Annotated in this window: 30 protein-coding genes; 19 read left to right on the top strand and 11 right to left on the bottom strand. The window is 67.6% G+C overall.

The window, feature by feature from the left end; all coding sequences use genetic code 11:
• Window positions 1-25 precede the first annotated feature (25 nt).
• Window positions 26-751: an SGNH/GDSL hydrolase family protein gene (locus ABTW65_RS25680; protein ID WP_350665459.1), complete on the top strand. Its 726-nt coding sequence runs from the start codon at window positions 26-28 to the stop codon at window positions 749-751.
• On the opposite strand, the gene ABTW65_RS25685 is transcribed toward ABTW65_RS25680, so the two are convergent.
• A complete protein-coding gene (locus tag ABTW65_RS25685) occupies window positions 744-1,790 on the bottom strand; it encodes an NAD(P)-dependent alcohol dehydrogenase (protein ID WP_350665461.1) in 1,047 nt (348 codons plus the stop codon). The two genes, ABTW65_RS25680 and ABTW65_RS25685, sit on opposite strands and share 8 nt — an antisense overlap.
• Window positions 1,791-1,824: 34 nt before the next feature.
• Complete coding sequence (locus ABTW65_RS25690; protein ID WP_350665463.1) at window positions 1,825-2,283, bottom strand: MerR family transcriptional regulator; 459 nt, start codon at window positions 2,281-2,283, stop codon at window positions 1,825-1,827.
• 104 nt (window positions 2,284-2,387) lie between these two features.
• Between ABTW65_RS25690 and ABTW65_RS25695 the strand changes: the two genes are divergently transcribed.
• The 6 genes from ABTW65_RS25695 to ABTW65_RS25720 all read left to right on the top strand — a co-directional run bounded on the left by ABTW65_RS25695 (window position 2,388) and on the right by ABTW65_RS25720 (window position 6,185).
• A complete protein-coding gene (locus ABTW65_RS25695; RefSeq protein ID WP_350665465.1) occupies window positions 2,388-2,777 on the top strand; it encodes a DUF1801 domain-containing protein in 390 nt (129 codons plus the stop codon).
• Window positions 2,778-2,888: 111 nt separating this feature from the next.
• Entirely contained in the window at window positions 2,889-3,686 is a 798-nt protein-coding gene (locus ABTW65_RS25700) for an ABC transporter ATP-binding protein (protein ID WP_350665467.1), read from the top strand.
• On the top strand, window positions 3,683-4,447 hold the full coding sequence (locus ABTW65_RS25705) for an ABC transporter permease (protein WP_350665469.1): 765 nt from the start codon (window positions 3,683-3,685) through the stop codon (window positions 4,445-4,447). Before ABTW65_RS25700 ends, ABTW65_RS25705 begins: the two co-directional genes overlap by 4 nt.
• 40 nt (window positions 4,448-4,487) lie before the next feature.
• On the top strand, window positions 4,488-5,261 hold the full coding sequence (locus ABTW65_RS25710; RefSeq protein WP_350665471.1) for a MerR family transcriptional regulator: 774 nt from the start codon (window positions 4,488-4,490) through the stop codon (window positions 5,259-5,261).
• 100 nt (window positions 5,262-5,361) lie between these two features.
• Complete coding sequence (locus ABTW65_RS25715; RefSeq protein WP_350665473.1) at window positions 5,362-5,841, top strand: SRPBCC domain-containing protein; 480 nt, start codon at window positions 5,362-5,364, stop codon at window positions 5,839-5,841.
• Window positions 5,838-6,185 (top strand): ArsR/SmtB family transcription factor, encoded by a 348-nt coding sequence (locus ABTW65_RS25720; RefSeq protein ID WP_350665475.1) that lies wholly within the window; start codon window positions 5,838-5,840, stop codon window positions 6,183-6,185. The genes ABTW65_RS25715 and ABTW65_RS25720 overlap by 4 nt, the downstream gene beginning before the upstream one ends.
• A gap of 3 nt (window positions 6,186-6,188) precedes the next feature.
• Here ABTW65_RS25720 and ABTW65_RS25725 read toward each other — a convergent pair whose 3' ends face one another.
• The 3 genes from ABTW65_RS25725 to ABTW65_RS25735 form a co-directional block, all read right to left on the bottom strand.
• On the bottom strand, window positions 6,189-8,633 hold the full coding sequence (locus ABTW65_RS25725) for a hypothetical protein (RefSeq protein WP_350665477.1): 2,445 nt from the start codon (window positions 8,631-8,633) through the stop codon (window positions 6,189-6,191).
• A gap of 169 nt (window positions 8,634-8,802) precedes the next feature.
• On the bottom strand, window positions 8,803-10,305 hold the full coding sequence (gene glpK, locus ABTW65_RS25730) for a glycerol kinase GlpK (RefSeq protein ID WP_350665479.1): 1,503 nt from the start codon (window positions 10,303-10,305) through the stop codon (window positions 8,803-8,805).
• A complete protein-coding gene (locus tag ABTW65_RS25735) occupies window positions 10,302-11,072 on the bottom strand; it encodes an IclR family transcriptional regulator (protein ID WP_350665481.1) in 771 nt (256 codons plus the stop codon). The genes glpK (ABTW65_RS25730) and ABTW65_RS25735 overlap by 4 nt, the downstream gene beginning before the upstream one ends.
• A 182-nt stretch (window positions 11,073-11,254) precedes the next feature.
• Between ABTW65_RS25735 and ABTW65_RS25740 the strand changes: the two genes are divergently transcribed.
• The 4 genes from ABTW65_RS25740 (at window position 11,255) to ABTW65_RS25755 (ending at window position 14,799) form a co-directional block, all read left to right on the top strand.
• The gene (locus tag ABTW65_RS25740; RefSeq protein WP_350665483.1) at window positions 11,255-12,106 is read left to right on the top strand and encodes an MIP/aquaporin family protein; all 852 of its coding nucleotides are present in this window, start codon (window positions 11,255-11,257) and stop codon (window positions 12,104-12,106) included.
• A 52-nt stretch (window positions 12,107-12,158) separates the two neighbouring features.
• Window positions 12,159-13,676, top strand: a complete 1,518-nt coding sequence (glpK, locus tag ABTW65_RS25745; protein WP_350665485.1) for a glycerol kinase GlpK — start codon at window positions 12,159-12,161, stop codon at window positions 13,674-13,676.
• Between the two features lie 134 nt (window positions 13,677-13,810).
• Entirely contained in the window at window positions 13,811-14,401 is a 591-nt protein-coding gene (locus ABTW65_RS25750; protein ID WP_350665487.1) for a hypothetical protein, read from the top strand.
• Window positions 14,402-14,412: 11 nt separating this feature from the next.
• On the top strand, window positions 14,413-14,799 hold the full coding sequence (locus ABTW65_RS25755) for a VOC family protein (protein ID WP_350665489.1): 387 nt from the start codon (window positions 14,413-14,415) through the stop codon (window positions 14,797-14,799).
• Window positions 14,800-14,822: 23 nt separating this feature from the next.
• Here the strand turns inward: ABTW65_RS25755 and bfr are convergent, their stop codons facing one another.
• Together bfr and ABTW65_RS25765 are read right to left on the bottom strand one after the other, a co-directional pair.
• Complete coding sequence (bfr, locus tag ABTW65_RS25760) at window positions 14,823-15,311, bottom strand: bacterioferritin (protein WP_350665491.1); 489 nt, start codon at window positions 15,309-15,311, stop codon at window positions 14,823-14,825.
• Window positions 15,312-15,399: 88 nt separating this feature from the next.
• On the bottom strand, window positions 15,400-15,603 hold the full coding sequence (locus tag ABTW65_RS25765; protein WP_350665493.1) for a (2Fe-2S)-binding protein: 204 nt from the start codon (window positions 15,601-15,603) through the stop codon (window positions 15,400-15,402).
• 149 nt (window positions 15,604-15,752) lie between these two features.
• Here ABTW65_RS25765 and ABTW65_RS25770 point away from each other — a divergent pair, with 149 nt between their 5' ends.
• Both ABTW65_RS25770 and ABTW65_RS25775 read left to right on the top strand, forming a co-directional pair.
• On the top strand, window positions 15,753-17,165 hold the full coding sequence (locus tag ABTW65_RS25770) for a flavin-containing monooxygenase (protein ID WP_350665495.1): 1,413 nt from the start codon (window positions 15,753-15,755) through the stop codon (window positions 17,163-17,165).
• A 72-nt stretch (window positions 17,166-17,237) separates the two neighbouring features.
• Complete coding sequence (locus ABTW65_RS25775; protein WP_141790972.1) at window positions 17,238-17,456, top strand: hypothetical protein; 219 nt, start codon at window positions 17,238-17,240, stop codon at window positions 17,454-17,456.
• Window positions 17,457-17,528: 72 nt separating this feature from the next.
• Here ABTW65_RS25775 and ABTW65_RS25780 read toward each other — a convergent pair whose 3' ends face one another.
• Both ABTW65_RS25780 and ABTW65_RS25785 read right to left on the bottom strand, forming a co-directional pair.
• On the bottom strand, window positions 17,529-18,188 hold the full coding sequence (locus tag ABTW65_RS25780) for a Rid family hydrolase (protein WP_350665497.1): 660 nt from the start codon (window positions 18,186-18,188) through the stop codon (window positions 17,529-17,531).
• Window positions 18,185-19,768 (bottom strand): flavin monoamine oxidase family protein, encoded by a 1,584-nt coding sequence (locus ABTW65_RS25785; protein WP_350665499.1) that lies wholly within the window; start codon window positions 19,766-19,768, stop codon window positions 18,185-18,187. Before ABTW65_RS25785 ends, ABTW65_RS25780 begins: the two co-directional genes overlap by 4 nt.
• A gap of 189 nt (window positions 19,769-19,957) precedes the next feature.
• On the opposite strand from ABTW65_RS25785, the gene ABTW65_RS25790 reads away from it, so the two are divergent.
• Window positions 19,958-20,452, top strand: coding sequence for a GNAT family N-acetyltransferase (locus tag ABTW65_RS25790; RefSeq protein ID WP_350665501.1), 495 nt, complete (start codon window positions 19,958-19,960; stop codon window positions 20,450-20,452).
• A gap of 121 nt (window positions 20,453-20,573) precedes the next feature.
• The gene (locus tag ABTW65_RS25795; protein ID WP_350665503.1) at window positions 20,574-20,705 is read left to right on the top strand and encodes a hypothetical protein; all 132 of its coding nucleotides are present in this window, start codon (window positions 20,574-20,576) and stop codon (window positions 20,703-20,705) included.
• On the opposite strand, the gene ABTW65_RS25800 is transcribed toward ABTW65_RS25795, so the two are convergent.
• Window positions 20,694-21,164 (bottom strand): winged helix-turn-helix transcriptional regulator, encoded by a 471-nt coding sequence (locus ABTW65_RS25800; protein WP_350665505.1) that lies wholly within the window; start codon window positions 21,162-21,164, stop codon window positions 20,694-20,696. The genes ABTW65_RS25795 and ABTW65_RS25800 overlap by 12 nt on opposite strands.
• Window positions 21,165-21,257: 93 nt before the next feature.
• On the opposite strand from ABTW65_RS25800, the gene ABTW65_RS25805 reads away from it, so the two are divergent.
• Window positions 21,258-21,848, top strand: coding sequence for a dihydrofolate reductase family protein (locus ABTW65_RS25805; protein WP_350665506.1), 591 nt, complete (start codon window positions 21,258-21,260; stop codon window positions 21,846-21,848).
• Window positions 21,849-21,868: 20 nt separating this feature from the next.
• Window positions 21,869-22,264 carry a TIGR03618 family F420-dependent PPOX class oxidoreductase gene (locus tag ABTW65_RS25810; RefSeq protein WP_350665508.1) on the top strand — a complete coding sequence of 132 codons (396 nt, stop codon included), beginning with the start codon at window positions 21,869-21,871 and terminating at the stop codon, window positions 22,262-22,264.
• Window positions 22,265-22,277: 13 nt separating this feature from the next.
• On the opposite strand, the gene ABTW65_RS25815 is transcribed toward ABTW65_RS25810, so the two are convergent.
• Window positions 22,278-22,847 carry a TetR-like C-terminal domain-containing protein gene (locus tag ABTW65_RS25815; protein ID WP_350665510.1) on the bottom strand — a complete coding sequence of 190 codons (570 nt, stop codon included), beginning with the start codon at window positions 22,845-22,847 and terminating at the stop codon, window positions 22,278-22,280.
• Window positions 22,848-22,894: 47 nt separating this feature from the next.
• On the opposite strand from ABTW65_RS25815, the gene ABTW65_RS25820 reads away from it, so the two are divergent.
• Together ABTW65_RS25820 and ABTW65_RS25825 are read left to right on the top strand one after the other, a co-directional pair.
• Window positions 22,895-23,263 carry a VOC family protein gene (locus ABTW65_RS25820; protein WP_350665512.1) on the top strand — a complete coding sequence of 123 codons (369 nt, stop codon included), beginning with the start codon at window positions 22,895-22,897 and terminating at the stop codon, window positions 23,261-23,263.
• Between the two features lie 323 nt (window positions 23,264-23,586).
• The coding region (locus ABTW65_RS25825; RefSeq protein ID WP_350665514.1) for a hypothetical protein at window positions 23,587-23,800 on the top strand (214 nt) is incomplete at its 3' end.

The following is a 23,800-nucleotide window of genomic DNA, read 5'->3' on the forward strand; positions in this document are numbered from 1 at the left end:
CCCCGTCCACGAAGGAGGCACACCGATGACCGAGACCCGCGAGCGGCCCTGCAGCTTCGACCTGGAAGCTGCAGATCCCTACTGCATCGATCCCGAGACCGCCGCCGAGCGACTCCGACACCACCCGTGGCGCCGTTTCGCCGTGCTGGGCGACAGCGTGACCGCCGGCGTGCGCGGTCCGCTCGACGGCTACCGCGACGAGTCCTTCGCCGAGCGCCTGGTGAGTGCGCTGGCGAGCACCCGCCCCGGCTTCGAGGCGGTGAATCTGGCCGTCCCGTACCTGACCGTCTCCGAGATCCGCGAGGTGCAGCTCGAGCCGGCCCTGGCCTTCGCGCCGGACGCGGTGCTCATCAGCGCCGGCGGGAACGACGCCTTCAATCCGTACGACCCGGACCGGCTGCGCACGGAGCTCGAGCTGCTTCTCCGGCCACTGGCCGAGAGGGGTGCCGTCGTGCTGACCGTCGGTCTCTTCGATCTCGCCCGGTCGGGGCTGGTGCGAGCCGAGGAGGCGGCGGACATGGCCGACCGGTTCGACACCCTCGACCGGATCACCGCAGAGACCACGCAGAGCCTGGGCGGGATCCACATCGACACGCACCACCACCCGCTGGCGGCGGACCCGGACATCTACGCCCGCGACCGCATCCACGGCAACGCCCGAGGCCACGCGGTCGCGTTCGCGGCCATCGTCGACGCGATCGGCCGGCCGGGAGGGCGAGACTCGCTCGCCCTCCCGGAAGCAATCAGCTGAGCGTGGCGGTGTCGATCACGAACCGGTAGCGCACGTCGGAGGCCAGAACCCGGGCGTACGCCTCGTTGATCTGGTCCGCCGAGATCACCTCGACCTCGGAGCCGATGCCGTGCTCGGCGCAGAAGTCGAGCATCTCCTGGGTCAGCTCGATGCCGCCGATCATCGAGCCGGCGAAGTTGCGGCGGTTGGTGATCAGCGAGAACACGTTGACGCTCAGCGGCTCTGCCGGGGCGCCGACGTTGACCATGGTGCCGTCCACGGCGAGCAGGCCGAGGTAGGCGTCGAGGTCGATCTTCGCGCTGACGGTGTTCACGATCAGGTCGTACGAGCTGGCCAGCTGCTCGAACGTCGCCGGGTCGGAGGTGGCGAAGTAGTGGTCCGCGCCGAGGCGCAGCCCGTCCTCCTGCTTCTTCAGCGACTGCGAGAGCACGGTGACCTCGGCACCCATCGCGTGGGCGATCTGGACGCCCATGTGGCCCAGCCCGCCGAGGCCGACGATCGCGACCTTCTTGCCCGGACCGGCGCCCCACTTCTTCAGGGGCGCGTACGTGGTGATGCCGGCGCACAGCAGCGGCGTCGCGGCCGCCGCGTCCATGCCCTCGGGCACCTTGAGCGCGAAGTGGGCATCGACGACGACGTGGGTCGAGTAGCCGCCCTGGGTGAACGAGCCGTCGCGGTCCTTCGCGGCGTACGTCCCGACCCCGCCGCCGGGGGTCGAGCAGTGCTGCTCGTCGCCGGCGCGGCAGTTGTCGCACTCGCGGCACGAGTTCACGAAGCAGCCGACGCCGACGCGGTCGCCGACCTTGTGGTTGGTCACCGACGAGCCGACCTCGGTGACGCGGCCGACGATCTCGTGGCCCGGGACTACCGGGAACGGCTGCGGGCCCCAGTCACCGTTGACGGTGTGGATGTCGGAGTGGCAGATGCCGGCGTACTCGATCGCGATGAGGACGTCGTTGGCGCCCACCTCGCGGCGCTCGATGGTGATCGGTGCCAGCGGCTCGCCGGCGGAAGGTGCTGCGTACGCGTTGACGCGCATTTGGGTGTCTCCTGAGTCTGAGAGGGGTGGTGGATCAGTGGTTCTCGCGGCTGCGGATCTGACCGGCCAGCGTGTGTGCCTGGTCGCCGATCTCCTCGGCGCGCGCCTCGTCGCCGGCCGCGACGGCTCGCCAGTAGTCGGTCTTGAGACCGACGTACGCCCGCCGCAGCTCGAGGTTCTCGGCCTCTCGGGCGAGGCGCGCCGCGTGCTCGGTGAGCATGTCGATCTGCTCCGCGGCGCCTTCGCGACCGAGCCGGCCGTTGGTGACGTACGTCCTCATGTCGTCGATCGAGAGGCCGATCGCGGCCAGGCAGGCGACGCCGGTCAGCTGGTCCAGGTCGGTCTCGTCATAGACCCGGTGCCCGCTGCTGGCGCCGCGGCTGACCGGCGAGATCAGCCCGATCGTCTCGTAGTAGCGCAGGGTGCTGGCCGGCAGTCCGGTCAGCGTCGCCACCTCTCGGATCGTGTACGTCCGAGTCGTTGATGCAGTCACGCCAAAGACGCTAAGAACTTCAAGTACTTGAAGTCAAAGGGATGATTTATCGACATGTGTATTTGGCTTGCCGGGCGCCCGCGGCCCGGGCGTACATTGCGATCATGGCCATCCGCACCCATGCCGGCGTCGACAGCTACCTCGACGCTCTGCCGGAGTGGCAGCGCGACATCTGCCGCGATCTGCGCGAGATCATCCACGACGCCGATCCGGAGATCGAGGAGACGATCAAGCGGACGGTCCAGCCCTACTTCGTGCTGCAGGGCAACGTGTGCGCGCTGCTCGCCACCAAGGACCACATCAATCTGTTCCTCTACGACCCGACCGTCCCCGATCCGGCCGGGATCATCAACCAGGGTCACGGCAACGCCACCGGCCGAGCCATCCAGATCTACCGGGACGACCCGATCGACCGCCCCGCGCTGACCGAGCTGCTGCGCGCCATCGTGGCCAACAACCGGGCCGGTGGCTGGCGCCGCCTGCAGAAGGAATGACCGCGCGACCAGCGCATTTCGCACTCCAGTCGGGTCCGATCAGGCCCAGCGGAAAAAGATCCGAACTTCCGCTTGACCTTGACCCAGCGTCAACCCTCGACGCTATTCGACATGAACCCGACACCAGCAATCGAGATCGCCGGACTGACCAAGTCCTACGGCGACGTACACGTCCTCAAGGGCGTCGACATGAGCGTCGAGAAGGGCACGATCTTCGCCCTCCTCGGCTCCAACGGCGCCGGCAAGACCACGGCCGTGAAGATCCTGACCACGCTGCTCAAGGCGGACGGCGGCCAGGCGACGGTCAACGGCTTCGACGTCGCGACTCAGGCCAACGACGTACGTAGCTCCATCAGCCTCACCGGCCAGTTCGCCGCCGTCGACGAGATCCTGACCGGTCGCGAGAACCTCATCCTGATCGCCAAGCTGCTCCGGCAGAAGAACCCGGGCGCGGTCGCCGACGAGCTCCTCGCCCGGTTCTCGCTCACGGAGGCGGGCAACCGCAAGGTCGCGACGTACTCCGGTGGCATGCGCCGCCGGGTCGACATCGCGATGAGCCTCATCAGCAACCCGCCGGTGATCTTCCTCGACGAGCCGACCACCGGTCTCGACCCGGAGGCCCGGATCGAGGTGTGGCAGGCGGTCAAGGAGCTCGCCGACAGCGGCACGACGGTCCTGCTCACCACCCAGTACCTCGAAGAGGCCGAGCAGCTCGCCGACCGGATCGCGATCCTCCACGAGGGCCGCATCATCGCCAACGGAACCCTCGCCGAGCTCAAGGCGATGTTCCCGCCGGCCAAGCAGGAGTACGTCGAGAAGCAGCCGTCCCTCGAGGAGATCTTCCTCGCCATCACCAGCAAGTCCAACGGCAAGTCCGCCAGCACGAACAACGTGAAGGAGTCACGATGACCACCCGATTCTTCGGCGACACCGCCGTCCTGCTCGGCCGCTCCCTGCGACACATCGGCCGCAGCCCCGACACCATCGTCACCACCGCCATCACGCCGGTCGCGATGATGCTCATGTTCGTGTACGTCTTCGGCGGCGCGATCGACACCGGATCCCATGAGAGCTATGTCAGCTATCAGCTACCCGGCATCCTGTTGATCACCATCGCCTCCGGCATCGCTTACACCGCCTACCGTCTGTTCCAGGACAAGAACGGCGGCATGTTCGACCGGTTCCAGTCGATGCCGATCGCCAGGTCCGCGGTGCTGTGGGGTCACGTGCTCACCTCCGTGGTCGCGAACATGATCTCGCTGGTCGTGGTGGTGCTCGTCGCCCTGCTGATGGGCTTCCGCACCGGCGCGAGCGTGCTCGACTGGCTCGCGGTCGTCGGAATCCTGGCCCTGTTCACCCTCGCGCTGACCTGGCTCGCGGTGATCCCGGGCCTGACCGCCGGCACGGTCGAGGGAGCCAGCGCGTTCTCCTACCCGCTGATCTTCCTGCCCTTCCTCAGCTCGGCGTTCGTGCCGACCGACACCATGCCCGGCCCGGTGCGAGCCTTCGCCGAGCACCAGCCGGTCACCTCGATCGTCGACTCCATCCGGGCGATCTTCGCCGGTCAGGCGCTGGGCGACGAGCTGTGGATCGCACTGGCCTGGTGCGTCGGCCTCCTGGTCGTCGCGTACGTCCTGGCCACTGCCGCCTACCGCCGCAAGTTCGCCTAAACCCCGCGACAAACCCGGGCGTTCCCGCCACTATTCGGGGATGCTCACGATCAGCCAGGTGGCTTCTGCCGCCGGAGTAACCGTCCGGGCAGTGCGTCACTACCACGCCAAAGGTTTGCTGGTGGAGCCCGAGCGCGACCACTCGGGCTACCGACGCTACGACGCAGCCGCTGTGGTCGACCTGATCAAGATCCGCATCCTCGCCGACGCCGGCGTCCCGCTCTCCCGTGTCAAGGAGCTGCTGGACGCCGGCGACGACGATTTCAAGAAGGCTGTCGCCGAGATCGACAAGCGCCTCCGTCTCGAGATCCGCGAGCGCCAGGGCCACCGCGAGCGGATCGCCCGGCTCGTCCACGGCGACGGGCTCGCCCTCCCGCCGGAGGCGGTCGCCTACCTGGAACGGATGCGGGAGCTCGGCATCCCGCAGCGGATCATCGACGGCGAACGCGACGCCTGGATCATCGTCGCGGCCCAGCAGCCACAGAGCATGGAGGCCTTCATCCGCAGCAAGGTCGGCCAGCTCGACGACCCGTCGGTCGTCGAGACGTACAAGCAGATGGAGGCCTTGCTCGACTGGAAGCCCGGTGACCCGCGTCTGGATACCATCGCCGACCAGATCGTCTCCCAGCTCGAAGCGATCTCCCCCGAGGACTGGGCCGCCTACGTCGAGGGCGACCAGGCCATGCCACCCGAGCTCGTCGCCCTGCTCGACGCCATGTTCGTCGAGCAGGTCCCCGTCGCCCACGACCTCATGCGCCTGGTCGAGAAGCGCGGCTACATCGGCTGGACCAAGCTCGAGCGGATCCAGAAGTAGGGCGCGTACGCCGGCCGGAGCCGATCTGCAATCAAAGGGTTGCAAGTGGATAAGGGAAGTGCAACACTGAGGTTGCACTTCCGCTATCCGAGGAGGACCCATGGTTCACAGCACCGAAGAGCTCGCCGAGCTCGACAGCATCCGACGCCAGATCGACATCGACGCCAGTGCCGAGAAGGTCTGGTCCCTGATCACCCGCCCCGGGTGGTACGTCAACGACGGCACCGTCCTCGACGACCCGGACACCCGCGTCGAGACCGCCGATGACGGCACCGAGATCGCCGTGGTCACCCACCCCACGATGGGCGAGTTCCGATTCCGCACGATCGAGCTCGACGAGCCGCGCTACGCCGCGTTCCGCTGGCTCGGCACGCCCTACCGCGACGCCACCGAGGGCACGCTGGTGGAGTTCCGGATCGAGGAGAACCCGGCCGGCGGCGTGACCCTCGAGGTTCTGGAGAGCGGCTTCTCCACCCTGTCCGAGGACCCCGCGGTCTGGCTCAAGGAGCGCGAGGGCAACGACGGCGGCTGGGCCCAGGAGCTCGAAGCGGCCAAGACGTACGTCGAGGCGCGCGCGTGACCGCGACGCCCACCCTCCCCGAGATGTGCGCGGCGCTGGGCGACCAGACCCGCTGGGACATCCTCACCCGGCTGGGGCAGGAGACCATGTCCGCCTCCGCCCTGGCCCGGGTGCTCCCGGTCAGCCGCCAGGCGATCGTCAAGCACCTCGACGTACTCTCCGAGGCTGGCCTCGTCACCGCCGAGCGCCGTGGCCGCGAGATCGTCTACGCCGCCCTCGGCTCCCGCCTCAACGCCCTCGCCCACGAGCTCGACCGCATCGGCAACGCCTGGGACACCAGGCTCCGCGCCCTCAAGTCCCTCGCCGAGTCCCCGGGTGAGGAACACGTCGACCGGCGATCGTGACACTCACTGGTGTGTGTAGGTCAGGTTCAGGTCAACGGAGCCGGTGGCCTTGGGGCCGCCATACACGACGTAGTACCCCTGCCAAGGGCTTCCCCAGTGAACGAAGGTCGATATCTGGTCCCACGGAACCGGGTCGTCCAGGAGTTCGTCCGAACGCCCCGAGGGATAGCCCCATCCGGCGCCGAATAAGGTTCCTACCGCGAAGGTGGATGATGTCGCCGTCATCCTGAGATAACCGGATACCGTCCCAGGCGAATAGTCAACGAGCATGAGCTGCCCAGGTTGGTTTGCGACAACCGTCGCTTGGTGGGTGACGGTCGTGTTGCCGTATCCGTCATCCACCGAGCTGACGAAGGTCGGCTTGGATATGGAGACATGAGAAAGCCGAACTCTCCCGGTTGTCGAACAAGGAGTCACGTGAACCGTGACTTCGCCTTCGGCGAGGGCTCGAAAGACCCCCGGGTAGTTGACGCCAGCGGCACGGAAGTCGAGGAGCTCGCTGCTGACCGGATCGATGTAGGGGTAGATCCGTGTCGGGCAGAACTCACCCTCATTGTCCAGGACCTCATACGACACGACCTGCCCTTCAACTACAGGCAGCGTGAACATGACCTCCCGTTGTGGGTCCGGCCCACGATCGAAGGTCGTGGTAGATCCAGATGCTGCATCGACGGCGACTGGCGTGCTGGCGTGAAGGTTGAGATCAACGGCCTCTGGCGCCGAAAGCACGACGGTGTAGGCCCCTGCCTTCGTCGGACGTACGTCCTTCGGGCGGTGTCCGCCCAAGATTTCTTCTCCAGCGGGATCGTAGAGCCATTCTTCTAGGTAAGAATCCACGCTGTGCGAGATCCGGAGATCCACCCCGGTCGGAACATCCACGGTGGCGACCGCGAACCTGCCGGGCTGGTCGAGGTTGATCGAGGTGGGCGACCCGTTCAGTCTCATGGTGTCCGTGATCACGGAGAGCACCTGCTCATCGGCTCTCGACACCCTGTTGGTGAACTCAGGCGCCACGCGGATCGTGTAACGACCGGTATCCGTGAGTTGCCATACGGTCCCGCCGTACGTGGGATGCCAGATTGGAACGACGCGTCCTGACGGTGCGAGCAAGGTGACCGTGGAGTTCGGCGGAGATTGGGGTGTGTACTCGGAAATCAGCGCGCCTGCGGCGCCGTTGAACTGTAGGTCGACGACCTGCGCGGGCAGGTCGCTCACAAGGTCTGTTGCCGGACCATCGATCGTGGTGGACACGACCCGGGGTGTGCTGAGCGTGATGTCAAAGGCCGGGCCGCTCCTGGATGGCTCTCTGGAAAGGACGATGGCGTAATCGCCAGCCGAAGGCGCCACCATCGTGACGGCTTCATCGGAGGTGTCCATTCCCGTGAGCGTGTTTCCCGAAGGATCGGAGACAGTTGCAGTCAGCCATTCGTGGTCGTGAACGGTGAAGGTCTGACCCTTGTCGACGCGGACGACCAGAGTCCGCTGAAACACCTCCGGCGGGAAATCGACACGCGTGGTCGTGTTCAACTCGACCCGGGCTCGGCCACCCTGAGCCACCTGGAAAGTCGAGGAGACCGCAGCGCGGCGAAGACCACTGGGAGGCACGTAGACCCGGTACGGGTACTCCATGATCGGCGTGAACGTTGTGGAGAAAGTGCCATCGGATCCGACCTGGATCCCGCCGGAACCAGCACTCCAAACACCGGAGTCGCTGAGATACTGGAGTCGGATGGTCGACCCTGCCTGGACGCCAGTGGTGTCGCCTGCAAGTGTCGCGACACGGGTGAGCGGATCGAGCATGGCGCTGGCGGTGATCGTGGGCGTCCAGTGCCCATCGACGACGAACGAGCTGCTCGCCTTGGCGAGCCGGGACCCATAGGCAGGAGCCAGGTAGCGAAACCGCTGCCCATGGCGACTGGAGAAGCGGTCACGCCAGGTCTGGTCGGACGCGATGCGCACGCGCCCATGCATCGCCCAGGTGCCGTCAGAGCGCTGGAGCTCTCGGCGCAGCTCGAAGCCGGCGCTGAGCCGCGTCGTCTTGCCGTTGGTGGTGGTCGTGACCGCGCCGGTGGAGTAGTCGACGACCTGGTGCTTCACGGTCCCGAGCGTGACCGCAGGGCGCCAGGTCACCTTGATTGTCTTGGTCGCGGACACCCGGCCGGGCTGGCCCAGCTGTGCCGGCTTCACGACCCGGTACTTCTGGTAGCCACGCGGAGGAGTGGTGGCGAAGCGGTAACGGCGGCTGTCCACCAGCTTGCGGGACGCCACGACCGCCCAGCTTCCGTCGGTTCGCTGACGCTGAAGGCGTACGACGCTGCCCAGGCGGGCGTCGATCGCTCTGCCGGTGAAAGTGACGGCGGATCCCTCGGTCACGGTCGACGCCGAGGCGTAGATCGTGACCGACAGGGCGGCGTGGGCCGGTGGGCTCACCAGCACCAGGCCGGTCACAGCTCCCGCCAGAACAAGCAGGGATGAGGCCAAGCGACGCATTTCTGTCTCCCGATGATGAGGCACCCACATGCTGAACATGCCCCCACAGGAGCCCCCGAGACCCAACCGAATTGGACCATGAACTGCCACAGGCAACAACCCGGGAGAGTCCGAGAAATCAGCGGAACTAGGTTCCCCACCCGATCGCCAGCTCGACCGCCCGTCGCCACCGAGCGAACTCGGCCTCCCGCGCGGTGGCCGACATGGCCGGCCGCCACTCGGCCGCCCGGCGCCAGTGCCGCCGCAGGACCTGCCGGTCGGGCCAGTACCCGGCGCCGAGCCCGGCCGCATAGGCGGCGCCCCGGGAGACCGTCTCGGCGACCATCGGACGTACGACGGGGATGTCGAGGAAGTCGGCGATGGTCTGCATGAGGAGGTTGTCGGCGGTCATGCCGCCGTCGACGGCCAACCGCGTCAGCGGCGCGGCAGCGTCGGCGTTCATCGCGTCGATGACCTCGCGGGTCTGCCAGGCGGTGGCCTCGAGGACGGCGCGACACAGATGCGCCTTGGTGACGTACGACGTCAGCCCGACGATCACGCCACGGGCATCGGGCTCCCAGTGCGGTGCGTACAGGCCGGTGAACGCCGGGACGACATAGCAGCCACCGTTGTCGGCGACGGTCAGCGCCTGGGTCTCGATCTCCGCGGCCGAGCGGATCAGCCCGAGACTGTCGCGGAACCACTGCACCAGCGAGCCGGCGACGGCGATCGACCCCTCCAGGGCGTACGCCGCCGGCTCGCCCTCCATCGCGTGCGCGACCGTCGTGATCAGCCCATGCTGCGAGCGCACCGGGGACGAGCCGGTGTTGAGGAGCAGGAAGCCGCCCGTGCCGAAGGTGCACTTCGCGTCACCACGGTCGAACCCCGCCTGCCCGAAGAGCGAGGCCTGCTGATCACCGATCACCGCCGTCACCGGGATCCCGGCGATCGGCGCGACCGTGGTCCCGAAGGAGGAGACCGTCGGCCGGATCTCGGGCAGCATCGCCCGCGGCACCCGCATCGCCGCCAGCAGCTCCGGATCCCAGTCGAGCGTGCCGAGATTCATCAGCATCGTCCGGCTGGCGTTGGTCACGTCGGTGACATGCGCCCCGCCGGACACTCCGCCGGTCAGGCTCCAGACCAGCCACGAGTCCATCGTCCCGAACAGGAGATCCCCGCGCTCAGCCCGCTCCCGCAAAGACGGAGACGAGTCGAGCAGCCAGCGAACCTTCGGCCCGGAGAAGTACGTCACCAACGGCAGCCCGCACCGAGCCTGGATCTCCGACTCCGCCATGTCGGCGGCGACAGCGGGCAGCACGGCCGACGACCGGGTGTCCTGCCACACGATCGCGTTGTGGACCGGCCGACCGGTGTGCCGGTCCCACACCACCGTGGTCTCGCGCTGGTTGGTGATCCCGAGCCCGACGACCTGGGACGGAGAAGCGCCGGCGTCCGCGAGCGCCTCCGGCACGACCCGGCAGACGATGTCCCAGATCTCCATGGGGTCGTGCTCGACCCAGCCCGCGCGCGGATAGTGCTGATGGTGCTCGCGCTGCGCCAGCGACACCATCCGGCCCTCGCGGTCGAAGAGCATGCACCGGGTCGAGGTCGTGCCCTGGTCCAGCGCGGCGACGTACCGCAAAAGACTCATGCCGCCCGGCCGTGACCGAGCGCCCGCGAGATCGATCTGGAGACGCTGACGACCTCCTCGACGAGATCGGAGCGAGGCAGGCCACGCGCGTCGCACAGCCGCACCACCGGTCCCGCGATGCCGACGGCAGCCACCACGTACCCGCCCCGGTCACGCACCGGCGCCGCGATCCCGGCCAGCTCCGGCCGCGCCTCGGAGACCGCCGAGGCCCATCCGGTGTCGCGCGCGTCCGCCAGCGCCCGCAGCAGCGCGGACCGGTCGGTGATCGTACGGAAGGTCAGCCGGTCCAGCCGCTGTCCGACGACGCTGCGGGCCGCGCCCGGATCGAAGGCGACCAGCACCTTCCCGAGCGCGGTGGCGTGCAGCGGTAGTGCCTTCCCGGTGTCCATCACCTGCGCTCCCGGCCCCGCCCGGAAGACATGGTGCGCCACCACCGCGGAGCCGTCGCGGTAGGCCGCGATCCGCGCCTCCTCGCCCGTACGCGCCGCCAGCGTGTCCACCCAGTTGAGCGTCTCCGAGCGCAGCTCGTTGAGATCCAGCGTCACGGACCCGAGATGGAGCAAACCCGACCCCACCAGATAGCGCCCGGTGACCGGCTCCTGGTCGACGAACCCCGCCCCCGCCAACGTACGCAGCAACCCGTGCGCCGTCGGCTTGGCCAGTCCCACGGCGGCCGCCAGCTCACCAAGAGCCATCGGCTCACTCGCGGCGGAGAGCACACGCAGTAGCGCAGCCGCCCGCTCGACGGATTGCACGGTCCGAGACATCAGGTAAAAGCGTAGGGCCCGAACAAACCCCCTCACCGGGGTTCGGCCATCGAGAGACCCGCCGGTGCCGCCCGGCGAAACACGGACGCGTTCGACCATGCCGAACGCACGGCATTGTGACGCCGATCACGCATCCCTACGGTGCAGAGGTCCGCCAGACCCCACACGGCAGGAGCAAGCGCATGACAACAAGAAACGCCTCGGGCTCCGTTTCGGCAGAACGTCGTAGAACCCTCATCGGAGAGCTCAGCGCAGAGTTCGCCGGGACGATGATCCTGATTCTCTTCGGGGTCGGTGTCGTCGCCCAGGTCACCACCGGCGACGGCGGGCTCGGCGACCATGACTCGATCGCCTGGGCCTGGGGGATCGGGGTGATGCTGGGCATCTACACCGCGGGACGGATCACCGGCGCCCACCTCAACCCGGCCGTCAGCCTCGCGATGGCCGTCTTCAGCGCCTTCGAGTGGCGCAAGGTGCTGCCCTACAGTATCGCCCAGATCCTCGGCGCCTTCGTCGGCGCCCTCATCGTCCGCGCGGCCTACGGCGACGCGATCACCAGCGTCGACCCCGGCCACACCCACGCCACCCAAGGCATCTTCTCGACGCTCCCGGGCAACGGCGACGCCGCGCTCGGCATCAGTCTCACCACCGCCTTCGCCGACCAGGTGATCGGCACCGCGATCCTGCTGTTCCTGATCATGGCGATCACGGACGCGAAGAACTCCGCGCCGATCGCCTGGTTCTCGCCCGTCGCGATCGCGTTCGTGATCGTCGGCATCGGCATGGCCTGGGGCGCGAACGCCGGCTACGCCATCAACCCCGCCCGTGACTTCGGGCCGCGGCTGGCCTCCTTCGTCACCGGCTACGACGGTGCCTGGGTGACCGCGGCCGGCGACCTCTACTTCTGGATCCCGATCGTCGCCCCGCTTGTCGGTGGACTCATCGGTGCCGGAGCGTACAAGGTGTTGATTGCACGCTTCTTGCCCGCCGAGAAAGAGGCTGAGGAGACCAGCGACCTGCCTGCCGCTGCCTGACCACCGATCCCCGACTGAGACACAGAGAAGCAGAGAAACCGAAAGGACCGACATGCCCGACTACGTCGCAGCCGTCGACCAAGGCACCACGAGCACTCGCTGCATGATCTTCGACCACGGTGGCAACGAGGTGGCCCGCCATCAGCTGGAGCACCAGCAGATCCTGCCCAAGGCCGGCTGGGTCGAGCACAACCCGGTGGAGATCTGGGAGCGCACCAGGGCGGTGATCCAGATCGCGCTCGGCAGCAAGGGCCTGACGGACAAGGACATCGCCGCGCTCGGCATCACCAACCAGCGCGAGACCACCGTGGTGTGGAACAAGAGGACCGGACGGCCCTACTACAACGCGATCGTCTGGCAGGACACCCGCACCGACCGGATCGCCTCCGCCCTCGACAAGGACGAGCGCGGCGACATCATCCGTCGCAAGGCCGGACTCCCGCCCGCGACGTACTTCGCCGGAGGCAAGATCCAGTGGATCCTGGAGAACGTCGACGGCGTCCGCGAGGCCGTGGAGAGCGGTGACGCCATCTTCGGCACCACCGACAGCTGGATCGTGTGGAACCTGACCGGTGGCCCCAACGGCGGCGTACACGTCACCGACGTCACCAACGCCAGCCGAACGATGTTGATGAACCTCGAGACCCTCGACTGGGACGACGAGCTGCTCGGCTTCTTCGACATCCCGCGCCAGATGCTCCCCGAGATCCGGCCCTCCTCCGATCCCAGGCCCTACGGCACCACGCTGGAGAACGGTCCGCTCGGCGGCGAGATCCCGATCACCGGCATCCTCGGCGACCAGCAGGCCGCCATGGTCGGCCAGGTCTGCCTGGACGCCGGCGAGGCCAAGAACACCTACGGCACCGGCAACTTCCTGCTGCTCAACACCGGCGAGGAGCTCGTACGCTCCGAGAACGGCCTCCTCACCACGGTCTGCTACCAGTTCGGCGACCAGCCCCCGACGTACGCCCTGGAGGGCTCGATCGCCGTCACCGGCTCCGCGGTGCAGTGGCTGCGTGACCAGCTCCGGGTGATCAGCAGCGCCGGACAGGTCGAGAACCTGGCCAAGGAGGTCGAGGACAACGGCGGGGTCTACTTCGTCCCGGCCTTCTCCGGTCTCTTCGCCCCCTACTGGCGCTCGGACGCCCGCGGCGTGATCGTCGGCCTGTCCCGGTTCAACACCAGCGGCCACATCGCCCGCGCGGCCCTGGAGGCGATCTGCTACCAGAGTCGTGACGTCGCCGAAGCGATGGAGAAGGACTCCGGCGTACGCCTCGAGGTCCTCAAGGTCGACGGGGGCATCACCGCCAACGAGCTGTGCATGCAGATCCAGGCCGACGTCCTCGGCGTCGAGGTCAGCCGTCCGGTCGTCGCCGAGACCACCGCGCTCGGTGCCGCCTACGCCGCCGGGCTCGCCGTCGGCTTCTGGAAGGACACCGACGAGCTCCGCCAGAACTGGAACGAGTCCAAGCGCTGGAAGCCGGCCTGGGGCGAGGAGCAGCGCGAGATCGGGTACGCCGGTTGGCGCAAGGCTGTCGATCGCACGCTCGACTGGGTCGACGTCGACTGACGGCGTCGTTTCAAAAACGCCTGTTTGGGGTATGTGCGGGGCGACCCTTCGGACGTACGTTGCGAGAGGGCCTGGCCGGGGCCCGGCTACTGCCTCGACCGGTCCGTTGGCACACCAACGACCGAGGAGGCAGCATGTTCATCCAGATGATTCAGGGGCCCTGCACCCGGCAGGACGAGGCTCACCAGTTGCTCGACGAGTGGCGTCGAGACCTGGCGCCGAGTGCGACCGGGTGGCTGGGCGGCACGTACGGATTCACCGACGACGGCCAGCTCATCGGGGTGGTCCGCTTCGAGTCCCGTGAGGCCGCGATGGCCAACTCAGACCGTCCCGAGCAGGGGGAGTGGGCCGCGAAGATGGCCGAGGTCATGGACGGGCCGATGGAGTTCCACGACTGCGACGACGTCACGCTGCTGTTCGACGGCGGCTCCGACGACGCCGGGTTCGTGCAGATCATCCGTGGCCGCGTCGACGACCCGAGCCGGCTCAAGGCGATGATGGCCGACACCACCGCGCTGCACGAGGCTCGCCCGGACATCCTCGGCGGCACGCTCGCGATCGAGGACGACGGCAGCTTCGTCGAGACCATCGCCTTCACCAGCGAGGACGAGGCCCGCAAGGGCGAGCAGGTCGAGCCCCCGGAGGACGTACGCCGCGAGCTCGACTACGCGATGAAGGGTGCGACCTACTACGACCTTCACCGCCCCTGGTTCGAGAGCGCCTGAGGAGGCCGACGATGTTGACCGACAGCAGTGTGATGGCGAACATCCCGGCCGCCGACCTCGAGCGGGCTCGTGGCTTCTACGCCGACAAGCTCGGGCTCGAGCCGAGCGGTGAGGACCCCGGCGGCCTGCTCTACACGACGTCCGGCGGGACGTCCTTCCACCTCTACGAGACCGACCAGGCGGGCAAGGCCGGGCACACGATCGCCCAGTTCCACGTGGCCGACGTCCGCAAGGAGACCGACGACCTCCGCGCCAAGGGAGTCAGCTTCGAGCACTTCGAGATGCCCGGACTGACCTGGGACGGTGACGTCGCCGGCCTCGGTGAGGCCGGGCACGCAGCGTGGTTCAAGGACAGCGAGGACAACATCCTCTGCATCGACGACGCGGTGCCTGCCTGAGGGGGAGAATGGAGGGGCCCGGCTCAGCCGGGTCCCTCGCCCGCACCGACGTGCTGAGCCAGGAACGCCTGGAGGCCCACGCGATCGATCGCGTCGAGCTGCGACTCGAACCAGTCGGCGTGCTTCTCCTCGTCGCGGACCATCTCCTCGAAGACGGCCGCGGTGCCGTGGTCGCCGAGCTGGTGGCACTCCTCGCCGCCGGCGTTGAACTGCGCGACCGCGGCGCGCTCGCTCGCCAGGGCCAGCGAGAGCATCTCCTCGGCGGTCTCACCGACCTGGATGGCATTGAGGCGCTGCACGTTGGGATGGCCGTCGAACATCAGGATCCGGTTGATCAGCTCGTCGGCGTCACGCATCTCGTCGATGGAGAGGTCGTAGAAGACCTTGCCGAGCTTGGGCAGACCCCAGTTGTCGAGCATTCGAGCATGCAAGAAGTACGTGTTGGTGACCGTGAGCTCGAACGTGAGCGCCTCGTTGAGGAGCTCGACGACGCGTGGATCGACTGGCTGCATGACGTACCTCCGGTAACGGGATCTGTCCCGATACTCGCACGGCACCCCGGGAGTGAGGACAGACTCAGTTTGTGACCGGTTGCGTACGTCAGCTCGCGGCGCCGTCGGCCACGAGGTGCGAGCACTCCTGCTCGAGATGCCGGCTGACCTGCTTCTTCACCGAGAAGATGCACGAGCCGCAGTCCTGAGCGGCTCCCGTGGAGCGGCAGATCGCGCTGACCGTACGCGCCCCGTCGGCCAGCGCGGCGTCGACGTCACGGTCCGTGACGACTCGGCACTGGCAGACGATCATGGGTTTAGGTTAGCCGAACCTAATCCGGATGACGAGTGGGCGTCCCACTTCTTACCTTTCGGTCCTCTCGCGGCCATTCACATTTTGCCGGTCACATTCTCCCGGTATGGTCCAGGTCACACCGTCGCTCCCGCCCCTCGGAGGATCTCTTGCGCATCGCAGTCATCGGCACCGGCTTCGGCGGCCTGGCCGCCACGATCGAGCTCAAGAAGCGCGGCCACGACGACATCGTCGTGTTCGAGAAGGCCGGAGACGTCGGTGGCGTCTGGCGGGAGAACACCTACCCGGGCGCCGCCTGCGACGTACCCTCCAGCCTCTACTCCTACTCCTTCGAGCCCAACCGGCACTGGCCCCACAAGTTCTCCCGCCAGCCCGCGATCCTCGACTACATCCACCGGGTCGTCGACAAGTACGACGTACGCCGCCACATCCGGTTCCACACCGAGGTGACCGCCGCCCGCTGGGACGACGAGTCGAAGACCTGGCAGCTCGACCTCAGCACGGGGGAGACGGAGACGGTCGACCTCTTCGTCCCTGCCGTCGGCCAGCTCTCCCGGCCCTCGATCCCGAACATTCCCGGCACCGACACGTTCGAGGGAGAGGCCTTCCACTCGGCCGAGTGGAACCACGACCTGAGCCTCCACGGCAAGCGGGTCGCGGTGATCGGCACCGGGGCGAGCGCCATCCAGTTCGTACCCGAGGTGCGGAAGGACGCGGCGCGGGTGCTCCTCTTCCAGCGCTCGGCGCCCTACATCGTCCCGCGCAAGGACTTCGAGCGCATTGACCCCACCAGCCCAGTCCCGCAGCTCCTCAATCGCGCGAAGATCTGGGTCCAAGCCGAGTGGCTCACCACGTCCTTCCACGTCAAGCCGTTCGGTGCGGTCATGCGGGCCTGGTCCAAGCGCCACATGAAGACGCAGACCGCGGCGAAGCCGGGGCTCTTCGAGAAGGTCTGGCCCGACTACCCGTTCGGCTGCAAGCGCATCCTCTTCGCCGACGACTACCTGCCGGCCCTCGCCCAGCCCGACGTGGACGTGATCACCGACGACATCGTCGAGATCACCCCGACCGGCGTGACGACTGCCGACGGGCAGCAGCACGAGGTCGACGTGATCATCTGGGGCACCGGGTTCAAGGCGACCGACTTCCTCGCCCCGATGACGATCACCGGCACCCAGGGCCGCGACCTGCACACCCATTGGAAGGACGGCGCCCACGCCTACCACGGCATGACCGTCCCGGGTTTCCCCAACCTGCTGATCATGTACGGCCCCAACACCAACACCGGTGGCGGCTCGATCATCTTCTTCCTGGAGACCCAGGCCCGCTACCTCGGCCGGTACGCCGACCACGTCGCCGACGCCGGCCCGCTCGAGGTGCGCGCGGAGGTCGAGGAGGCCTACGACGCGCGGATCCAGGACAAGTTGGCCGACAGCGTCTGGAGCAAATGCACCTCCTGGTATCGCGAGCGGAACGGCCGCATCACCACCAACTGGCCCAGCATCTCGGCCCACTACCGGCGCAGCGCCAGCTACGACAAGGCCGACTACACGCGGGCCTGAAACGATCTGATAGGCCATTGTGACCAAGCTGTGCATTCCCTTATTCGTGTCTGAGGCCACATACTCGAAGGGATGACTACCTCAACCCCCCGGCGGCGACACTTCGCCGCGAGTCCTTTCAAGGCAGATCCCGAGCCGGTCATTGAGCAGTTCGAGTCTGGGGACCTGGTTTCCCACGACTCCTTCGGCCTGGGTCGGGTCGTCAACAAAGAAACGGCCGCAGTCACTGTCGACTTCGGTCCCCGACTGGTGCGCATCGCCAGCCCCTTCCCCAAGCTTTCCAAGCTCTGACCTCGGTCTGAGCTGCACGAGAATCGCCCTCCCCGAGCACTGCTCGGAGAGGGCGATCTCGATTTAGAGGACCTACTTCCTCTTCACCGGATAGGCCGCGTCGACCTCCACCTCGACGAGCCATCCGTCGACGGGCAGGTTCTCGATCTCGAGCGCGAACCGCGACGGGCGGGCGGGGTTGACGACCATCGGAGCCGCCGGCGCAGCGGTGCCCAGCGGCACCGGGACCGCCTCGCCGGTCGAGACCGACGTGTTCGCGAAGAACTGCCGGTAGGCACGGTTCCAGCCCGCGAAGTCCATCTTCGCCTCGCCCGCGGGGTTCTGCAGGAAGACGCGCATCGTGATCACGTCGTCGTAGGAGAGCCCGACCGCCTCGAGGTTCTCCCCGATCCGGCGCAGCACGTTGATCCCCTGGGCCTCGGTGATGGTCACGCCCGGCGGCAGCTCACCACCCGGGAACACCGCAGTGTCGATGTAGGCCAGCTCGCCGCTCGCCCCGCTGTTGAGCCGGGACGGACCGAGCCCGCTGGTCTTGTAGATCGCCGCCTCCGGCCCGATCGCGACGCCGTTGGCGATCGACGGGTTGTCCTGGCCCGCGGGCAGCACCGAGATCGTCTCCCCGCCCCGCGGCGGGAAGTCTGCCAATCTGCTCCCGGCGACCGCCGCCGTCGGAGCGACCAGCGCCGCGGTCAACCCGACCACAGCCAGCACCTTCGTACGCGGCGACATCATGCCGTCACCCGCGCGTGCAGCTTCTCGACGGCAGCGCGGGCGGCCGTGATCGCGCCGTGCTGCCAGGCCACCGAGTGACTGAGGTGGTCACCGGCGAAGAACGTGTTGCCGGTGGCGTCCAGTAGTCGCGTGTAGAGCGGATCGGTGTCCGCCGTCGTCGAGTACGCCCAGGCTCCCTCGGAGAACTTCTGCGACTTCCAGTCCTGGCTGTAGGAGGCGGTGATGCCCTCGCCGTAGACGTCCCCGAAGATCTGCTTGCCCATGTCGACCGCCCGCGAGAGCCGCTGGGCGGGGCTGAGCACACCGTAGGTGTCGGCCGCGCTGCCGGTGTTGTAGTAGCCGATCATCGTGCCCTTGTCTCCGTTGAACCCGTACGACGGATGCCACATGTTGCGCAGGTCGAGGCGGGTGTTGGTGATGCCGCCGTAGATCCGGAAGTCCTCCTCCCACCAGCGCCGGTCGTACTCGATCCCGATCTTGCCGGCGTTCGAGGGCCCGAAGGACTTCAGGCTCGCGGTGATGTCGGCGCCGAGGTTGTGCGGGACCTTGGCCGCGATGTTCGGCGGCATGCAGTTGATCGCGAAGTCGGCCTCGATGGTCTCGGCCCTCCCGCGAGCCTTGTAGGCCACGGAGACACCGGTCGAGGTGTTGCTCCACTCGACGACCTCGGCCCCGTAGCGGATGTTCCGCGCCCCGACGGCCCTGGCGAACGCGTTCGGGATCGCGTCCATGCCACCGACCGGCTGATACATCATCATCGCCTGGTCGTAGCCGAACTCGAAGGAGAAGTACTGACCCAGCCCCGCGGCGAGGACAGCACTCATCGAGTTCGGGGCCACCTCGGTGCCGGACTCCTGCCCGGCACCCGGCTCGACCGTGTAGCCGGCGCGGCTCGAGCCGGTGTAGGCGTACCCCTCCGCCTTGGAGCCGAGGTCGCCGAAGTTCCTCAAGAAGGCGATCAGCGCGTCCTTGTCGGCGGCGGTCAGCTCCTCGTCCAGGGCACCCTTGTCGGTCGCCTTCGCGAGCAACTCGGAGACATAGCCGTACGTGTCCGCCTTCGCCTGGCGCATCTGCACCGCCCCGATGCCGTGGTCGCCGGGGTAGTAGAGCAGCGCGTTGGCGTTCTGGTTGGTGAACGCCTCGATCGGGACGCCCAGCTCCTTGCAGTAGTCGAGTGTGATGTGGCTCTGTGGCAGCCGCCCCGGTCCCGCGTTCATGTACTGACCCTTGGAGAACCCGGCCACCTGCGTGACCCCGTTCAGATCGGTCACCCGGGTCCCGCCGCGCACGGTGAAGTTGCGACCGCCCGGCCGCTCGCGTCCCTCGAGCACGGTGACCTTGTAGCCACCTTTGAGCAGCTCGTACGCAGCGGTGAGCCCGGCGATGCCGCCGCCGAGGATGACGACCGACTTGCTACCGGCCCGGGCGAGATCGGACGGCTTGGGAGGAGTGAAGCTGGGGGTCTCCGCGGCGTGAGCCGAGGTGAGCCCGAGAGCACCCATGCTGTGCAACATGACACCCGCGCCGCCGGCGAGGCCGACGTTGCGCAGGAAGTTCCGACGTGACTGAGTCTGAGTCATGTGGGGGATCCGTTCTGTTGGGGACGCCCAGAAACGTAGGAAGCCTTTGTTGCGCCGCGATTGCGTTTGCGTTCCGCTGGAATGCGCATTCCCGAACTGGCGAGTAGCCCGAGAGGTCGCGCAGGTAGGGCCGCCTGCTGCGCGCCGCGATACGGGCGCGCTGGCTGCGCGACCTCTTAGGATCGACCCGTGACCGTCACCATCCGCGATGCAGCTCCCGCCGACGTACCCGAGATCCTCCGTCTCGTCCACGCCCTGGCCGTCTACGAGAAGGAGCCCGACGCCGTCGAGGCCACGGAGAGCGACTTCACCGCGGCGCTCTTCCCCGAGTCCGGCACCCCGACCACTCGCTGCCTCATCGCCGAGGACGACAGCACGATCATCGGCATGGCGGTCTGGTACGTCACTTTCTCCACCTGGACCGGCCGCAACGGCATCTGGCTCGAGGACCTCTTCGTCGACCCGGCGCACCGCGGCGCAGGCGCCGGCAAGGCCCTCCTCGTACGCCTCGCCGAGATCTGCATCGAGAATGACTGGCGCCGCCTCGAGTGGTGGGTGCTCACGTGGAACGAACCGTCGATCGCCTTCTACCGGTCCCTCGGCTCGGTCCCGCAGAACGAGTGGGAGGTCCACCGCATCGACGGCGCCGCGCTGAAGGAACTGGGCGCCGCCGGCGGTAGCTGATCTCAGGCCCCGAACTCAGGCCCCGTACGCAGCGGCGAACCGCCGCGCCCACTCCCCGAAACCACGGGCCGGCCTGCCGCGCACCTCCTCGACATGCGGGCTGACCGCCTGCCGCCGCGGGATGGAGGCCGACATCACCGACCTCGGCCGCAGCCTGCAGCCGGTCTTCGCCGTCGTCGGCAACTGGTCGGAGGCGAACATGCCTGCCGTGGAGACGGCGCGGCAGGCCTACGCCGGTCCGCTACCCCGCTGAGGCCGGCTCCGGCGCAGCCCCCGGCCCGGGCTGCACGTCGATGTCGTCGGCGTGCATCGGCTCGCCGCAGTGCGAGCACCGCAGATCGACCCGTCCGATCTCCCCGCACGCGTGATGCCGGTAGAGCACCGGCGGCCCAGCCTCGCCCGCGAGCCACTTGTCACCCCACCCGACCATCACCATCAGCACGTCGACGAGCTCGCGTCCCTTCTCCGTCAGCACGTACTCATAGCGCGGCCGGTTGTCGTACGCATGCTTCTCCAGCACCCCGTGCTCGACCAGATGCCCGAGCCGCTCGGTGAGCACCTTCCTCGAGATCCCGAGATCCGCCTGGATCTGGTCGAAGCGGTTCATGCCCACCCAGATGTCGCGCAGCACGAGAGGCGACCACGGCTCCCCGATCACATCGAGCGTCCGCGCGATCGAGCACGCCATGTCACCGAAGTTCGTACGTTGCATGCCCCGAATCTACCATTTGGGGTTCCCTGAGGGAACTCACAATGTTACGGTCACAGAGTCTCTTCAGGAAACTCCGACTCTCAGGGAGCGATCATGAGCAAGGTCCTCGCAGCACTCTCGGTCTCGATCGACGGCTTCATCACTGGACGGGATCCCGGCCCAGGCCGCGGCCTGGGGGACGGTGGTGTCCTCTTCGACTGGTACTTCGACGGCGACACCCCTAGCCAGGTCTTCGACGGCTTCAAGCTCTCCGAGCCGAGTGCCCGTGTCTTCGACGCCCTAGCCGCGCGAGACGGGGTCAGCCTCGCCGGCCGCAACACCTACGACGACTCCGGTTGGGACAAGGGAGGAGCGCCGCATCCCACTGCACCGATGGTCGTCCTCTCCCATCGTCCCGCTCCCGCGGTCCACGATCGCCAGACATTCGCGACCACCATCGAGGACGCGATCGCCCTCGCCAAGGAGCAGGCAGGCGGCAAGGACGTCGGACTCATGGGCGGCGGCGTCGTGACCGAAGCACTGAGGGCCGGCCTCGTCGACGAGATCGTCCTCCACCAGGTCCCGGTGCTGCTCGGCGCCGGCCGCCGCTTCTTCAACGAGCTCCCCGAGCGCATCTCGCTCGAGATCGTCGACGTCGTCCCCGCCCCCGGCGTCACCCACCTCCACTACCGCGTCATCCGCTGACCGCAGCAAGGAGAAGAACGATGATCAAGCCCGACGTACGCCCCTTCCTCGAGGGGACTGCCCTTGCCCATGTCGCCACGATCGGACCCGATGGCTCCCCGCGCACCTCCCCGGTGTGGATCGGAACCCACGACGACCACGTCGTCTTCCTCACCGGCAACCGCGGCCGCAAGTACCGCAATCTCCACACCGACCCGCGCATCGCACTCTCCCTGGCACCGCAGGAGAACGACTTCATGCCAGTCATCCTCCGCGGCCGCGTCGTCGGCTGGGTCGAAGACGAGACCCGCTGGGGAATCATCGACGAGCTCGCCACCCGATACACCGGCGCGCCCTACCCCCGCGAAGTCGACGCGTATGGCGACCGTGCCGTCGCCCTGATCGACCTCGACTACCAGCACATCGGCGTCGGCTGAGCCGACTGCCGAGTCACTTCTCCCCGAGAACGGTCGCCACCAAGCCCTCGACCTCGTCCGCACGCAGCGGCACCGGCGTCATCAGCCGCCGATAGAACACGGCCCCCGCCAGCGCTTCCGCCGCCCGCTCCGGATCTCCGACAGCGTGCCCCGACTCCTGCAGCCGGGCGAGCGCATCAACCAGCCGCGTACGCCGCTGCGCGCTGTAACTGTGGTGCAGCTCCCGCAGTCCCGGGTCGCGCTCGGCGCCGTCGAGCACGGCGGGGAGACAGTCGGACATCAGGGACGACTGCATTGCCGAGGCGAGATGGGCGACGATCGCGACCACATCGCCTCGCGGATCCTGTCCGCCGGCCTCGGGGCGCGGCTGCACGTTGAGCGTCTCCATGGCAGCCGCGACCAGGCTGAGCCGGTCGTGCCCGAGCCGATAGATCGTGCTCCGGGCGACGCCGGCACGTGTCGCCACGCCGTCGATGCTGAATCCGCCGTATCCCCGCTCGGCGAGCTCCGCTAGCGCCGCTTCGAGCACTCTTTCCCGGCTGCGCACCACGCGGGGGTCCGTACGCCCTTGACGAGAAGCCATGCCCGGAGCCTACTATGCAACAGTAGTGTTGCAGAGAGGAGAGACAGATGATTCCAGGATTCCGCTACATCGTCGACGACATCACTGCCGCCGTCGCCTTCTATCGCGAGCTCGGGTTCGAGGACGTCGGTCCGAGAGCCGGCGGCTTCGCGATGCTCGAGGGCAACGGGCTGCGGCTGATGCTGAACACCCCTGGTGCCGGCGGCGCAGGACGGGCCGCCGACGACGGCAAGGTTCCGAGCCCCGGTGGCTGGAGCCGTATCCAGCTCGAGGTGAGCGATGTCGACCAGGAGCTCCGGCGCCTGAGTGAAGCCGGCGCTCGGGTACGCACCAGCCGCATCGACGGCCGGGGCGGCGCCCAAGCCGTGATCGAGGACCCGGCCGGCAACCCGGTCGAGCTCTTCGCGCCCGCCTGACCGGTGGGCCACGAGGCCTCTGGTGCCGGGCGGAGCGAACGGCCCACGGGCCTTGTCTCGGGGGTCTAGAGTGGAGCCCAGAACATCGCACGAAAAAAGTTGCCCTGGCGATTTGAAACGGCGTCAGGGTGTGTGTAGTGTTCTCCGAGTCGCCAGGGTGCGGCGGGAAGCAAGCGCGAGTCTTCGGGCGGGCTTCCGGCCCCGGAGCGGCCACCTCCACTCTTTCGAGCATCGCTCGATCCAGGGTGTTCTGGCAGCGGGTCTCAGGATCTGCCGAAGAACTCAAGATCTGATCCACATCAGATCGTCATGGCTGTGTAGGTGTGGATATTGCTTTTATCCGAATGCGGTGTGAATTCGCCGAATTGGACAACAAAGCGAGATCCGATAAAGTCCTCCAAGACGAGGCGGAAACACCACTGCTAAACCAGGGAAAGCGCGAAACGCGCCGAATTGGGAAAGCGAAAGTGAGTCTGCTAAAGTCTGAAGGGCAAGGAGCCGATAAAGGTTCTGGAGCTGGCAAGGAAACGCCGAAAG

This window comes from Nocardioides sp. NPDC127503, assembly GCF_040302165.1.
Taxonomy (GTDB): domain Bacteria; phylum Actinomycetota; class Actinomycetes; order Propionibacteriales; family Nocardioidaceae; genus Nocardioides.

Excerpts from the sequence above, each read along its gene's own strand:
- ABTW65_RS25680 (WP_350665459.1), top strand. The coding sequence starts at position 26 with ATGACCGAGACCCGCGAGCGGCCCTGCAGCTTCGACCTGGAAGCTGCA.
- ABTW65_RS25685 (WP_350665461.1), bottom strand. The coding sequence starts at position 1,790 with ATGCGCGTCAACGCGTACGCAGCACCTTCCGCCGGCGAGCCGCTGGCA.
- ABTW65_RS25695 (WP_350665465.1), top strand. The coding sequence starts at position 2,388 with ATGGCCATCCGCACCCATGCCGGCGTCGACAGCTACCTCGACGCTCTG.
- ABTW65_RS25700 (WP_350665467.1), top strand. The coding sequence starts at position 2,889 with ATGAACCCGACACCAGCAATCGAGATCGCCGGACTGACCAAGTCCTAC.
- ABTW65_RS25705 (WP_350665469.1), top strand. The coding sequence starts at position 3,683 with ATGACCACCCGATTCTTCGGCGACACCGCCGTCCTGCTCGGCCGCTCC.
- ABTW65_RS25710 (WP_350665471.1), top strand. The coding sequence starts at position 4,488 with ATGCTCACGATCAGCCAGGTGGCTTCTGCCGCCGGAGTAACCGTCCGG.
- ABTW65_RS25715 (WP_350665473.1), top strand. The coding sequence starts at position 5,362 with ATGGTTCACAGCACCGAAGAGCTCGCCGAGCTCGACAGCATCCGACGC.
- glpK (WP_350665479.1), bottom strand. The coding sequence starts at position 10,305 with ATGAGTCTTTTGCGGTACGTCGCCGCGCTGGACCAGGGCACGACCTCG.
- ABTW65_RS25735 (WP_350665481.1), bottom strand. The coding sequence starts at position 11,072 with ATGTCTCGGACCGTGCAATCCGTCGAGCGGGCGGCTGCGCTACTGCGT.
- ABTW65_RS25740 (WP_350665483.1), top strand. The coding sequence starts at position 11,255 with ATGACAACAAGAAACGCCTCGGGCTCCGTTTCGGCAGAACGTCGTAGA.
- glpK (WP_350665485.1), top strand. The coding sequence starts at position 12,159 with ATGCCCGACTACGTCGCAGCCGTCGACCAAGGCACCACGAGCACTCGC.
- ABTW65_RS25750 (WP_350665487.1), top strand. The coding sequence starts at position 13,811 with ATGTTCATCCAGATGATTCAGGGGCCCTGCACCCGGCAGGACGAGGCT.
- ABTW65_RS25755 (WP_350665489.1), top strand. The coding sequence starts at position 14,413 with ATGTTGACCGACAGCAGTGTGATGGCGAACATCCCGGCCGCCGACCTC.
- bfr (WP_350665491.1), bottom strand. The coding sequence starts at position 15,311 with ATGCAGCCAGTCGATCCACGCGTCGTCGAGCTCCTCAACGAGGCGCTC.
- ABTW65_RS25765 (WP_350665493.1), bottom strand. The coding sequence starts at position 15,603 with ATGATCGTCTGCCAGTGCCGAGTCGTCACGGACCGTGACGTCGACGCC.
- ABTW65_RS25775 (WP_141790972.1), top strand. The coding sequence starts at position 17,238 with ATGACTACCTCAACCCCCCGGCGGCGACACTTCGCCGCGAGTCCTTTC.
- ABTW65_RS25780 (WP_350665497.1), bottom strand. The coding sequence starts at position 18,188 with ATGATGTCGCCGCGTACGAAGGTGCTGGCTGTGGTCGGGTTGACCGCG.
- ABTW65_RS25785 (WP_350665499.1), bottom strand. The coding sequence starts at position 19,768 with ATGACTCAGACTCAGTCACGTCGGAACTTCCTGCGCAACGTCGGCCTC.
- ABTW65_RS25795 (WP_350665503.1), top strand. The coding sequence starts at position 20,574 with ATGGAGGCCGACATCACCGACCTCGGCCGCAGCCTGCAGCCGGTCTTC.
- ABTW65_RS25800 (WP_350665505.1), bottom strand. The coding sequence starts at position 21,164 with ATGCAACGTACGAACTTCGGTGACATGGCGTGCTCGATCGCGCGGACG.
- ABTW65_RS25805 (WP_350665506.1), top strand. The coding sequence starts at position 21,258 with ATGAGCAAGGTCCTCGCAGCACTCTCGGTCTCGATCGACGGCTTCATC.
- ABTW65_RS25810 (WP_350665508.1), top strand. The coding sequence starts at position 21,869 with ATGATCAAGCCCGACGTACGCCCCTTCCTCGAGGGGACTGCCCTTGCC.
- ABTW65_RS25815 (WP_350665510.1), bottom strand. The coding sequence starts at position 22,847 with ATGGCTTCTCGTCAAGGGCGTACGGACCCCCGCGTGGTGCGCAGCCGG.
- ABTW65_RS25820 (WP_350665512.1), top strand. The coding sequence starts at position 22,895 with ATGATTCCAGGATTCCGCTACATCGTCGACGACATCACTGCCGCCGTC.